General features: G+C 67.6%; 9 protein-coding genes (1 of these 9 only partly in view). 5 read left to right on the top strand and 4 right to left on the bottom strand.

Going from position 1 to position 11,801, the window contains the following annotated elements; all coding sequences use genetic code 11:
* From hrpB to WMC41_RS20920, 3 genes are all read left to right on the top strand, one after another.
* On the top strand, positions 1–1,550 hold the 3' portion of the coding sequence (gene hrpB / locus WMC41_RS20930; RefSeq protein WP_432346136.1) for an ATP-dependent helicase HrpB. Its footprint begins 919 nt before the window's first position; the window shows 1,550 of its 2,469 coding nt (coding positions 920–2,469); the start codon falls outside the window, past its left edge; its stop codon occupies positions 1,548–1,550.
* A 225-nt stretch (positions 1,551–1,775) separates the two neighbouring features.
* Complete coding sequence (locus tag WMC41_RS20925) at positions 1,776–3,077, top strand: ActS/PrrB/RegB family redox-sensitive histidine kinase (protein ID WP_432346134.1); 1,302 nt, start codon at positions 1,776–1,778, stop codon at positions 3,075–3,077.
* A 77-nt stretch (positions 3,078–3,154) separates the two neighbouring features.
* Positions 3,155–3,724 (top strand): ActR/PrrA/RegA family redox response regulator transcription factor, encoded by a 570-nt coding sequence (locus tag WMC41_RS20920; protein WP_244770813.1) that lies wholly within the window; start codon positions 3,155–3,157, stop codon positions 3,722–3,724.
* A 105-nt stretch (positions 3,725–3,829) separates the two neighbouring features.
* On the opposite strand, the gene WMC41_RS20915 is transcribed toward WMC41_RS20920, so the two are convergent.
* On the bottom strand, positions 3,830–4,360 hold the full coding sequence (locus WMC41_RS20915) for an MmcB family DNA repair protein (RefSeq protein ID WP_272807178.1): 531 nt from the start codon (positions 4,358–4,360) through the stop codon (positions 3,830–3,832).
* Positions 4,361–4,727: 367 nt separating this feature from the next.
* Between WMC41_RS20915 and WMC41_RS20910 the strand changes: the two genes are divergently transcribed.
* The gene (locus WMC41_RS20910; protein ID WP_244770811.1) at positions 4,728–5,390 is read left to right on the top strand and encodes a L,D-transpeptidase; all 663 of its coding nucleotides are present in this window, start codon (positions 4,728–4,730) and stop codon (positions 5,388–5,390) included.
* Positions 5,391–5,642: 252 nt separating this feature from the next.
* On the opposite strand, the gene WMC41_RS20905 is transcribed toward WMC41_RS20910, so the two are convergent.
* Both WMC41_RS20905 and WMC41_RS20900 read right to left on the bottom strand, forming a co-directional pair.
* Positions 5,643–7,805: a malate synthase G gene (locus WMC41_RS20905; RefSeq protein ID WP_432346131.1), complete on the bottom strand. Its 2,163-nt coding sequence runs from the start codon at positions 7,803–7,805 to the stop codon at positions 5,643–5,645.
* Between the two features lie 185 nt (positions 7,806–7,990).
* Positions 7,991–9,997: a hydantoinase/oxoprolinase N-terminal domain-containing protein gene (locus WMC41_RS20900; protein ID WP_432346129.1), complete on the bottom strand. Its 2,007-nt coding sequence runs from the start codon at positions 9,995–9,997 to the stop codon at positions 7,991–7,993.
* 140 nt (positions 9,998–10,137) lie between these two features.
* On the opposite strand from WMC41_RS20900, the gene WMC41_RS20895 reads away from it, so the two are divergent.
* Positions 10,138–10,692, top strand: a complete 555-nt coding sequence (locus tag WMC41_RS20895; RefSeq protein ID WP_272807174.1) for a hypothetical protein — start codon at positions 10,138–10,140, stop codon at positions 10,690–10,692.
* A gap of 146 nt (positions 10,693–10,838) precedes the next feature.
* Here the strand turns inward: WMC41_RS20895 and WMC41_RS20890 are convergent, their stop codons facing one another.
* Complete coding sequence (locus WMC41_RS20890; protein WP_272807173.1) at positions 10,839–11,786, bottom strand: DUF1402 family protein; 948 nt, start codon at positions 11,784–11,786, stop codon at positions 10,839–10,841.
* Positions 11,787–11,801 lie beyond the last annotated feature (15 nt).

Raw genomic sequence — 11,801 nt, 5'->3', positions numbered from 1 at the left:
AGGCGGCGACCGGCATCACGCGGCTGGAGACGGTGCGCGTGTCTCGCGCCTCGGCCGACCAGCGCGCCGGCCGCGCCGGGCGCACCGAGCCGGGCATCGCGATCCGCCTCTGGCATGCCGGACAGACGGCGGCGATGCCGGCCTTCACGCCGCCGCAGATCCTCTCCAGCGATCTCTCCGGCTTCATGCTCGACCTCGCCCATTGGGGCGTCGGCGATCCGGCCGCGCTGAAACTCGTCGACCAGCCGCCCGCCGCCGCGGTGGAGGAGGCGCGCAGCCTCCTGCGCCTGCTCGGCGCGCTCGACGACCACGGCGCACTGACGCCGGCGGGAAAACGCATCCGCACCCTCGCGCTGCCGCCGCGGCTCGCCGCGATGATCCTCCATGCCGCGGAGGACGGCGAGCAGGTCGCGGCGGCGCGGCTCGCCGTGCTCCTGACCGAGCAGGGCCTCGGCGGGACGGCCGTCGATATCGAGGAGCGCCTGCGCCGCTTCGCCAGCGAACGCGGCGAACGGGCCGAGGCGGCGCGGCGGCTGGCGCAGCGCATGGCCGAAGGGTTCGGCGCGGCGAAGGGCGGCGCCACGCCGCCGGCCGGCGCCTTGCTGCTGCATGCCTTTCCCGATCGCGTCGCCCTGCAGCGGGGCGGCCGGGGACGGTTCGTCATGGCGAACGGGCGCGGGGCGGAGCTGCCGGAGACCGAGCGGCTCGCCGGCGCGCAGATGATCGTCGTCGCCGACCTCACCGGACAGGCCGGGCGGCAGCGCATTCTCGCCGCGGCGGAGATCGACCGCGCGGATGTCGAGGCGGAACTTGCCGAAAGCATCGTGCGGGAGGACCAGTGCGTCTTCGACCGGGCAAGCCGCCAGGTGCGCGCCCGCCGGGTCGTCCGCCTCGGGGCGATGATCCTGGAGGAAACGCCGCTTGCCCGCCCGAGCGGCCCGAAGGCGGCGCTGGCGCTCGCCGACGGGGTGCGCCAGCTCGGCCTTGCCGTGCTGCCGTTTTCCCGCGAGGCGGCGCAGCTGCGCGACCGCATCGGCTTCCTCCACCGCTCGATCGGCGCGCCCTGGCCGGATACCGGCGACGACGCGCTGCTGGCGGCGCTCGACAGCTGGTTCGTGCCGTTCCAGGAAAACACCCGCGGCCTCGAGGAGGTGAAGCCGGCCAGCCTGCAGGAAGGGCTGATGGCGCTGGTCCCCTACGAGGTGCAGCGTGACCTCGCCCGGCTGGCGCCCACCCATTTCGAGGCGCCGACCGGCCAGCGCCACCCGATCCGCTATGACGGCGACGAGCCGGTGCTGGCGATCCGCGTGCAGGAGCTCTTCGGGCTGAAGCAGCATCCGGCCGTGGCTGGCGGGCGGCTGCCGCTGCTGCTCGAGCTCCACTCCCCGGCGCACCGGCTGATCCAGACGACGCGCGACCTGCCCGGCTTCTGGGCGGGCTCGTGGCGCGACGTCCGGGCGGACATGCGCGGGCGCTATCCGAAGCACCCCTGGCCGGAGGATCCGGCGGACGCCCTACCGACGACGCGCGCCAAGCCGCGCGGGACCTGACAAGCGCGATTTCCGGCGCGTGCCGGAGGTTTTGCGCCGAGAATTGCGGAAAAACAAATCGCTCCCGGCGTTTTCACGGTTTAGGAAAGGCACTAAGCATTTCCAGCCGGAGCGAAGTCGCTTCGGCGTCGGATAATGCGGTAGAAACAAGAATCTAGAGCATTTCCGGTGAACCGGAGTTCACCGGAAATGCTCTCGCGGGTTCGCGAACGGAAGGACGGCGGGATGACGGGTTACCAGGACATCGACTTCGAAGGCTCCGGCCGGCGCCTGCGCCTCGAGACGATCATCCGGCTGCGCTGGCTGGCGGTGGCCGGCCAGTCGATCACGGTCATCGTCGTCGGGCTGTGGCTCGATTTCCCGCTGCCGCTGATGCCGGCCGCCGTGCTGATCGCGCTGCTCGCGGCGGTGAACTTCTTCCTCGCCGTGCGCTTCTCGCCGACGCACCGGCTGACGCCGGCGGCCGCCTTCCGGCTGCTCGCCTTCGACCTGTGCCAGCTGACGGCGCTGCTCTTCATCACCGGCGGGCTTGCCAATCCCTTCGCGCCGCTCGTCTGCGTGCCCGTCATCATCTCCTCTTCGCTGCAGCCGATCCGCTTCAGCCTGCCGCTCGGGCTGCTCTCGGTGCTCGGCATCACGGCGCTCGCCTTCACGCCCTTCCCGCTGCCGTGGTTTCCCGGCACCGTGCTCGTCGTGCCGCCGATCCTGACGGCCGGCTTCTGGTTCGCCATCGTCTCGACCACGGCCTTTGCAGCCTTCTATTCCTACCGCGTGTCGCAGGAGGCGGCGGAGCTTTCCGACGCGCTGGCGGCGACCGAACTCATCCTCCAGCGCGAGAAGCACCTTTCCCAGCTCGACGGCCTGGCGGCGGCGGCGGCGCATGAGCTCGGCACGCCGCTCGCCACGATCAGCGTCGTGGCGCGCGAGATGGAGCGCGAGCTCGGCACGGACGACCGCTTCAGGGAGGACGTGCAGCTTCTGCGCAGCCAGAGCGAGCGTTGCCGCGACATCCTGCGCCGCCTCACCACGCTTTCGGCGGCGGACGAGGCGCATATGCGGGTGCTGACGCTCTCCTCGCTGCTGGAGGAGGTGCTGGCGCCGCATCGCGAATTCGGCATCCGCCTCAACCTCGTCGAAATCGGCGAGCGCGAGAACGAGCCGGTCGGCAACCGCAATCCCGGCATTCTCTACGGCCTCGGCAACCTGCTCGAAAACGCCGTCGACCATGCGCGCGAGGAGGTGACCATCACCGTCAGCCACACGGCGGAGCGGGTGACCATCGTCATCGAGGACGACGGCGACGGCTATGCGGCGGACATCCTGCAGCGCATCGGCGATCCCTATGTCACCAAGCGCCAGCGCGACGAGCGGGCCGGCGGGCTGGGCCTGGGGCTGTTCATCGCCAAGACGCTGCTGGAACGCTCCGGCGCGAAACTGACCTTTGCCAACCGCACCGGCGACCGGCCGGGCGCGCGCGTGTCGGTCGATTGGCCGCGGGCGCGCATGGAGGCCAAGACCGCAAAATGACTTTACCCGCCCCGGCTTACGGGCGATAAGCTGATCCTCATCAAGTATGGATGACATTCGGCCACGAAAGACGAAAAATGGCAGAAAACACCGACCCCCACGCCGCAGCCGACGATATCGGGCCCGATCCTTCCCTTCTCCTCGTCGATGACGACGCGCCGTTCCTGCGCCGCCTTGCGCGCGCCATGGAGACGCGCGGCTTTGCCGTCGACACGGCCGAATCGGTCGCCGAGGGCATCGCCAAGGCCAAGACCAACCCGCCGAAATTCGCCGTGGTCGATCTCCGGCTCGGCGACGGCAGCGGCCTCGACGTGATCGCCGCCATCCGCCAGCGCCGCGACGACACGCGCATCATCATGCTGACCGGCTACGGCAACATCGCGACGGCCGTGAACGCGGTGAAGCTCGGCGCGGTCGATTATCTCGCCAAGCCGGCGGATGCCGACGACATCTTCGCCGCGCTGACGCAACGCCCGGGCGAGAAGGTGGAGCTGCCGGAAAACCCGATGTCGGCGGACCGCGTGCGCTGGGAACACATCCAGCGCGTCTATGAAATGTGCGACCGCAACGTCTCCGAGACGGCCCGCCGCCTCAACATGCACCGCCGCACGCTGCAGCGCATCCTCGCCAAGCGCGCGCCGAAGTAAGAACCTCTCCGGCCCCCTCGTCCGGCGCCTCGCGCCGCCTTCTCCCCGCCGGGGAGAAGGAAAGAGGAGATGCCGGCACCCTTAGCAAGCTGTTTCAGACGGACATCACGCCGGCTCGTCGCGCTTTCCCGAGACGATGGCGGACATGTCCGGCCCGCCGCCCCGCGTGTCGGCGGCGAATTCCGCCAGCAGCAGCCGGCCCGCGGCGACGCGGGCGAAGGCGAAGGTGACGGATTTTCGCGTCGGCGGCGGCAGCCTGTGCTCCGGCGCCTCGCGCAGGATATGCGCGCCGTAGCCGTCGGAGAGGATCAGGCCGCAATCCTCCGGGAAGATGTCCAGCGGCACGCCCTTGTGCGTGGCGAAGAACAGCCGGTCCGAATGGCGGCGGTAGTCCGGCCATTTGCGGTCCACCCTGAAATCCTCGATCGACGTCTTGATCTCGACGATCCAGATCTCGCCCCGGTCGGAGAGGCTGATAAGGTCGGCGCGCCGGCCGCTCGCCAGCGTCAGTTCGGGCAACACCGCATGGCGCATCTCCGTCAGCATGCGCTGCACGCCGCGGCGCACCATCATGGCACGGTCGGACTGGCGTCCGTCGATCAGCGGATTGTCGTTGTGAATGGAAACGATCGTCATGGGTCAACCTCGGCGAATCGCATTCTACCCGCAAATGCGCGCCGCGAAAAAGTTAAGGGTGCTCGCTGATTCGAACGGCGCGAAAGATTCCCTTAACCGTGCCCCGCGGTTCCTGTGCGGCTTCGGGCCAGCGCTGCGGAAGACCATTGAACGGGCCGGAAAGGCGTGCTTGTCCTGTTCCGGACGCGGCGAAAGCGCCGGGCGGGCAGGTCTGTTGTTGCAAAAAAACAATCACCGGCCTTTTTGCTCAAGCGCAGGCCCGCGCCGGAGCGCACAGACTTGCATTGACCGGTTTAATCGAAAATAAACCATGATCGATGAAAGTTCCGCGGCTCGGAACTTCTTAATTTCCTATCAAGAGACTCACATGCGTTTCCGCAATGCCCTCCTTCTGTGCGGCCTCGCAGCGGCCGTCACGCTCGCCGGCTGCTCCTCCTCCTCGACCTCGCTTCCGGGCGAAAAGGTGGCGACCAACGCCATCTTCACATCGGAATATGGCCCTGTTGAGGACAACGGCTATGCCCTGCCGGGAATCCCGATCAGCAAGGTGAACACCCGGTTCCACCGCCAGATCGTCGACTACGCGACCAGGGAAAAGCCCGGCACGATCGTCGTCAACACGCCGAACCGCTTCCTTTATTATGTGCTGCCCGGCGGCAAGGCCGTGCGCTACGGCATCGGCGTCGGCAAGGCGGGCTTCGCCTGGCAGGGCGAGGCCTACATCGCCTGGAAGCAGGAATGGCCGACCTGGCATCCGCCGGAAGAGATGGCCGCCCGCCGTCCGGACGTCGCTCGCTACGTCAAGGAAGGCATGGGCCCGGGCCTGAAGAACCCGCTCGGCGCGCGCGCCCTCTATCTCTTCAACGAGAAGGGCCAGGACACGCTGTTCCGCCTGCACGGCACGCCGGAATGGGCCTCCATCGGCACGGCCGCCTCGTCGGGCTGCATCCGCCTGATGAACCAAGACATCATCGACCTCTACAAGCGCGTGCGTCCCGGCAAGGGCGCCCGCGTCGTCGTCCAGCAGTAAGCGGAAAAGATCCGCTTAGGAAAGAAGCCGCCGGAGCGATCCGGCGGCTTCTTTTGTTTTTGCTTTGCAGCGCCCGCTGATGGGCAGCACTCCGGCCTCCCCATCACCGTCATCCTCGGCCTTGAGCCGAGGATCCACCGCCGCGCCCGGAGCGTGGATGGTCGGGTCAAGCCCGACCATGACGGAAGAGAGGTTCGAGAAATCTTGCCGCGGGCCGATAAGAGCCGTCGGAACCAGCCTACGGCTTTTGCTTCACGCCGCGGCGGCCTTCAGCTCCAGGCGGCGGCGGTGCAGCACCGGCTCGGTATAGCCGTTCGGCTGCTCGCGGCCCTTCAGCACGAGGTCGAGCGCCGCCTGGTAGGCGATCGAGCGGTCGAAATTGCCGGCCATCGGGCGATAGAGCGGGTCGCCGGCATTCTGCCCGTCGACGACGGCGGCCATGCGCTGCATGGTCTCCTCGATCTGGCCTTCCGTCACAACGCCGTGATGCAGCCAGTTGGCCATGTGCTGGGCGGAGATGCGCAGCGTGGCGCGGTCCTCCATCAGGCCGACATCGTTGATGTCCGGCACCTTGGAGCAGCCGACGCCCTGGTCGACCCAGCGCACGACATAGCCGAGGATGCCCTGGGCATTGTTGTCGAGCTCGCGCTGGATCTCCTCCGGCGTCCAGTTCGGCCGGACGGCGACCGGCACCGAGAGGATGTCGGAGAGTTTCGCGCGCGGGCGGGAGCCAAGCGCGGCCTGCACCTCGGCGACATTGACCTTGTGGTAATGCGTCGCATGCAGCGTCGCGGCCGTCGGCGAGGGAACCCAGGCGGTGTTGGCGCCGGCCTTCGGATGGGCGATCTTCTGCTCGAGCATCGCCGCCATCAGGTCGGGCATGGCCCACATGCCCTTGCCGATCTGCGCATGGCCGGACAGGCCGCATGCAAGGCCGATATCGACGTTCCAGTTCTCGTAGGCGGAAATCCAGGCGGCCTGCTTCATGTCGCCCTTGCGGATCATCGGACCCGCCTCCATCGAGGTGTGGATCTCGTCGCCCGTGCGGTCGAGGAAGCCCGTGTTGATGAAGACGACGCGCTCCCTGGCAGCGCGGATACATTCCTTGAGGTTGACCGTCGTGCGGCGCTCCTCGTCCATGATGCCCATCTTCATGGTGTTCGGCGCCATGCCGATGGCGGCCTCGACGCGGCCGAACAGCTTTGCCGCGAAGGCGACCTCTTCCGGCCCATGCATCTTCGGCTTGACGACATACATCGAGCCTTCGCGCGAATTCTTGCGGCGGCCGTTCGGGCCGACGTCGTGCAGCGCGATCAGCCCCGTCACCATGGCGTCCATGATGCCCTCCGGCACCTCGTTGCCGTCGCGGTCGCGGATCGCCGGATTGGTCATGAGGTGGCCGACATTGCGCACCAGGATCAGCGAACGGCACTTGACCTCGAAGGGCGAGCCGTCCGGCGCGGTATAGGTGAAGTCGCTGTAGAGCTTGCGCTCCACCGTCTCGCCGCCCTTCTGGAAGGTCTCCTTCAGGTCGCCTCTCATCAGGCCGAGCCAGTTGCGGTAGACGAGGACCTTGTCCTCGGCATCGACGGCCGCGACCGAATCCTCGCAGTCCATGATCGTCGTCAGCGCCGCCTCGACATTGACGCCGGCAATGCCCGCCGGATCGGTCTTGCCGATCTGCCAGTCGCGGTTGATCAGGATCTCGATGCCGAGGCCGTTGTTCTTGAGCAGGACATGGCGCCAGCCGTCCTTGCCTTCCGCATGGCCGGCATACTGTTCCGGCCGCTTCAGCGAAACGGCGCGGTCGCCGGCGGCAAGGCGCAGTTCCGCCCCCGCCTCGATGCCGGTGAGGTCGGCCCAGCGGGCGCCTTCCAGCGGAACCGCCTCGTCGAGGAAGGCCTTGGCCCAGGCGATGACCTTCTCGCCGCGCTTGGGATTGTAGCCCTTGCCCTTTTCCGCGCCGTCCGTTTCCGGGATCGCATCCGTGCCGTAGAGCGCATCGTAGAGCGAGCCCCAGCGCGCATTGGCCGCGTTCAGCGCATAGCGCGCATTCATGACGGGAACGACGAGCTGCGGGCCGGCGAGGCTGGCGATCTCGGGATCGACATTGTCGGTCGTCACCTTGAAGTCGTCGCCCTCCGGCAGGAGGTAGCCGATCTCGCGCAGGAAGGCCTCGTAGGCCGCCATGTCCGCCGGCGCGCCGTTGGCGCGATACCAGGCGTCGATCTTCTCCTGCAGCGCATCGCGCTTGGCCAGCAGCGCGCGGTTTTCCGGCGCAAGGTCGTGCACGATGGCGGAGAACTCATCGAAGAAACGCGCAGCGTCCACGCCCGTGCCGGGAAGCGCCTCCGTGACGATGAAATCATAAAGGTCGCGGTCGATCGAAAGACCGGCTTTCTCGATATAGGTCATGTAAAAACTCCGAATGACGGGACGAGGGGGGAGTATCCCGAATGCTGCCACTTTCCGGAGACGGGCATGCATAGTCAATTCGGCAATGACATAAAGAATTTATTCCCGTTCGGATAAAATCATACGATAGGCACGCGATAACCGCCGCGAAAGGCGGCCAGGCGGGGCCGAAAGACGAAAAAGCGTCAGCTCTCGTGCGCGATGCGCGGCCGGCCGCTGGCGATCGCCGTGAAGCGCGCCTCCATGAGCTTGCGGCGGCCCTCCACCTCCGGCGCGTCGATCTCCTCGGTGAGCGTCACCGCCGGCTCGTCCGCGCCGTTGATCCGCGCGGCGGTGAGCGCCGCCGTCAGGGCCCGCTCCTTCGCCAGCGCGAAGGCCTCGCCTTCGTCGATGAAGCGCACGCTCTCGCCCGTGCCGCCGACGATGAAGATGCCCTCTTCCGGCATGGTCACGAACACCGTGACCATGCTGCGCACCTGGCCGACCACGGCGCCGACCGCATTGGCAACGCCGGCATCCGCGGGGATGGCCGATTCGGCGCCGAGCATGTCGGCGATGGCGGGATAATAGACCGGCGCCGAGGCGCCGAGGCCGACGAGCGGCCGGTCGAGCGCGACGCGGAACTGCACAATGCCGGGCACGCGGTGCAGCGCGCGGTCGATCGTCAGCGAGTTGACCGGATCGATCGCCCCCGCCCCGTCGTCGGCAAGGCAGGCCGACAGGATGACATCGGCCGACTGCCGGGTGAGACGATCGACGAGGACGCGCGCCAGCGCCTCGGGGCTTTCGGCGATCGGCCGGCCGGAACCGTCCCGCGTGCGGGCGGCGATCTCCAGCCCGAGGCGGGCGGCCACCGCATCCCACTGGCCCTGCCCGCCGAGCACATGCATGGCGTCGGACGGCGTGATGCCGCAGATATGCACGAGGCCGCGGGCGACCAGCCGGTCGAGCGTCACCTTCTGCAGCATGGTGGCGAGCAGCCCTTCCAGCGGCAGCGGCACCATGCCGATCTTCTCGTAGAGCGCCTGTTCCTGCGGCTGGAGGCCGCTCGCCAGCCGCTCCGGCACGCCGGTGCGCACGGCGAAGCGGCCGTCGTGCCGCCCGGCATGGGGCGCGCGCAGCTGGCGCTCCAGCACCGGGACGATCGCGCCCGGATGCAGCGCCGAGGCAAGGCTCAGCGGCATGAAGCGGCGCGGCCCGAGTTCGATCTTCGCCTTGAGGCCGCGGTCGTTGATGCGCACCTCCGAATCGCCGCCGAGGCCGAAGGTGCGCATGGCGACCGCCTCGACCATGGTGCGATAGCCGCCAACGACGGCGCCTTCCGCGTCGAGCTTCGGCCGCCCGCCGTCGAGCACCGCCACGTCCGTCGTCGTGCCGCCGATATCGGAGACGACGGCATTGTCGAACCCGGTCAGGTGCCGCGCGCCGACGAGGCTGGCCGCCGGGCCGGACAGGATCGTCTCGATCGGCCGCAGCCGCGCCTCGGCCGCCGAGATCAGCGCCCCGTCGCCGCGCACCACCATAATCGGCACATGGATGCCGCGCCGGTCGAGATAGTCCTCGCAGGCGCCGATCAGCCGGTCGATCATCGAGACGAGGCGGGCATTGAGCAGCGTCGTCAGCGCCCGGCGCGGCCCGCCGAGCTTGGAGGAGAGTTCGTGGCTGCAGGTGACGGGCAGGTGCGAGACCTCGCGGATGCGCGCGCGCACCCGCTCCTCGTGCGCCGGGTTGCGCACGGCGAAATAGCCGGCGACGGCGAAGGAGGAGACGGTCTCGGCCAGGACCGGCAGGGCGTCGTCGAGCGCCGTCATGTCGAGCGCCGTCTCGTCGCCATGCACATTGTGCCCGCCGGGCAGGAACAGCACGGGATCGTTGCCGAGCGCATCGGCAAGGCCGTCGCGCTTCAGGTCCTCGGGGCTAAAGCCGATCATCACCAGGCCGGCGCGGCCGCCCTGCCCTTCCACCAGCGCGTTGGTCGCCAGCGTGGTGGAGAGCGAGACGAGGCCGATCGCCGAAACGGGGGCCTTGGCCGCCTCCAGCACCGCTTCGACGGCGCCGGAAATGCCGACCGAGAGATCGTGGCGGGTGGTGAGCGCCTTGGCGCGGGCGACGACGCCGGCGGTTTCACTGTAGAGCACGGCGTCCGTGTAGGTGCCGCCGGTATCGATGCCGAGTAACAAATGGTCTGCCACGAGAATTCTTCCGTACCGCCCGCCGTCTCTTTTCAAAGCGCGCCGTGAATGGTGTTATTGCCTATGGTGTTATGACATGTCCGCGCCGAATGCCACCATTCCACCGGCGGCATGCGATGAAAGAACGAGGAGCCTATCCAGTGATCGACCCCACCCTGCGAAAGCCGTTTCTGGCCGCCCTTTTCCTTGGCGCCGCGCTTCTGGCCGGCAGCCAGCCCGCAACCGCCCAGGAAGACGATGACGAGGAGCAATACCAGGCGCAGATCCCGGATGTCTCGATCTACAAGGCGATGCTGGATGCCAACAAGCAGACGGGCTGGGTGCAGTTCCGCAACTTCGCCGACCAGCAGCTCATCTATTTCACGAGCCTGCAGACCATGCATTGCCGCCTGTCGGAGATCCGCTACTCGATCAACAACGACACGCTGGACCAGCGCTTCCCGCTGGCCAAATGCGATCCCGAACTGCCGTTCAACCTGCCCTCGGACGACACGCAGAACTGGATCTATATCAACCTGAAGCCGGGCGAGGCGGAAACCATCGCCGTCCAGGCGGTCTGGGACGACGGCAGCGGCAGCGAGATCGTCGTCTACCAGCCCTGCAAGAACCCGGAAGCGACCTGCGCCTCGATCAAGACGATCAAGAAGGCGAAGAAGCGGGTCGACGAGCCCTCGCCCGCAACGCCAGTCCGCTAGCGGGTTGCAGAAGACGGCGCGGATGATCCCGAGCTTCGAGGGCGGGCGGGACCGGCTCGTCTTGGCGAACGTGAACCGGGAGGCAGGCCAGATTCGGAGCGAGGCCCGCAGGCTTGCAGCGGCCTTTCGCCGGGTGCTGCGAAAAACTACAGCAGACCCTCAAGTTCCGCCAGCTTGTCGTTGATCAGCCAGCCGTAATAGTTCTCTTCCGGCCAGGTCACCTCGCCCGCGGCGCGGCGCGCGGCAAAGGCGGCAGCGCGCGCATCGGGATTGCCGATATTGTAGAGCGTCGCCGTCACGCCGGGATTCTTCGAAATATCGACGCCGGCGATCTTCCTGTAGGCGTCGATCGAGCGGCGGATCGAGGCGGCCATGTAGGCAAGCGAGATGTCGGGATCCATGATCGCCTGGTAGACGCCGGCCGCATCCTTCTCGTCGAGACGGTCATAGCCGGAAATGCGCGCCACGTCGTCGGTCAGCGTCAGCGCCGTCAGCGGGTTGATCTGGCCGAGGCCGAAGGTCTGGCCGGCATAGAAGGGCTGGAAGAACACCGCGCTGAAGCGGTTGTTCGGGAAGGACGTGCCGCCGACCGTGCGGCCCTTGAAGGTCTTGTTCCAGACCGTCTCGCGGCAGGTCCAGAGGGCGTAGGAGCCCTTCTTGTCCGCGCATTTGGCAAATTCCGGCCGGTCGACGAAATCGGCGACGTTCTCGCCGTCATAGGCGAAGCGGAACGAGCCGGTATAGGACGCCGCCTTCACATAGTAGCTCTGCAGGCGGTCATAGGCATCGACATTGTAGGTGTGCTCGCCGACGATCGCGCCGACCATGTGGATGGGGGCGATGCCGTACTTGCCCGCCACCGCCTTGATCTTGCCGGTCAGCTGGCGATCGTTGGCGATGAGATCGCGCACCTTCTCGTATTTGGCGTCGAAGGAGGTCTTGCCCGCCTTGGTGCGGCGCGTGGAGGCACCCGGGATCTGCGGCTGCTCGGCATTGCGGTTGCCGGCGGGCACCATGTCGATGGCCAGCGCCAGCGTCTGGTCCTGAACAAAAAGGGCGGCTGCAAGGGCAAGCACGGAAATGAGCTGTCGCACGGGTCCGGTTCCGTC

This window comes from Shinella yambaruensis, from assembly GCF_050859155.1.
GTDB lineage: Bacteria > Pseudomonadota > Alphaproteobacteria > Rhizobiales > Rhizobiaceae > Shinella > Shinella yambaruensis.
Note: the sequence above shows the minus strand (reverse complement) of the source record. Positions and strands in the feature narration are given on the sequence as shown.

Excerpts from the sequence above, each read along its gene's own strand:
- WMC41_RS20915 (WP_272807178.1), bottom strand. The coding sequence starts at position 4,360 with ATGACGATCGTTTCCATTCACAACGACAATCCGCTGATCGACGGACGC.
- WMC41_RS20925 (WP_432346134.1), top strand. The coding sequence starts at position 1,776 with ATGACGGGTTACCAGGACATCGACTTCGAAGGCTCCGGCCGGCGCCTG.
- WMC41_RS20905 (WP_432346131.1), bottom strand. The coding sequence starts at position 7,805 with ATGACCTATATCGAGAAAGCCGGTCTTTCGATCGACCGCGACCTTTAT.
- WMC41_RS20910 (WP_244770811.1), top strand. The coding sequence starts at position 4,728 with ATGCGTTTCCGCAATGCCCTCCTTCTGTGCGGCCTCGCAGCGGCCGTC.
- WMC41_RS20920 (WP_244770813.1), top strand. The coding sequence starts at position 3,155 with ATGGCAGAAAACACCGACCCCCACGCCGCAGCCGACGATATCGGGCCC.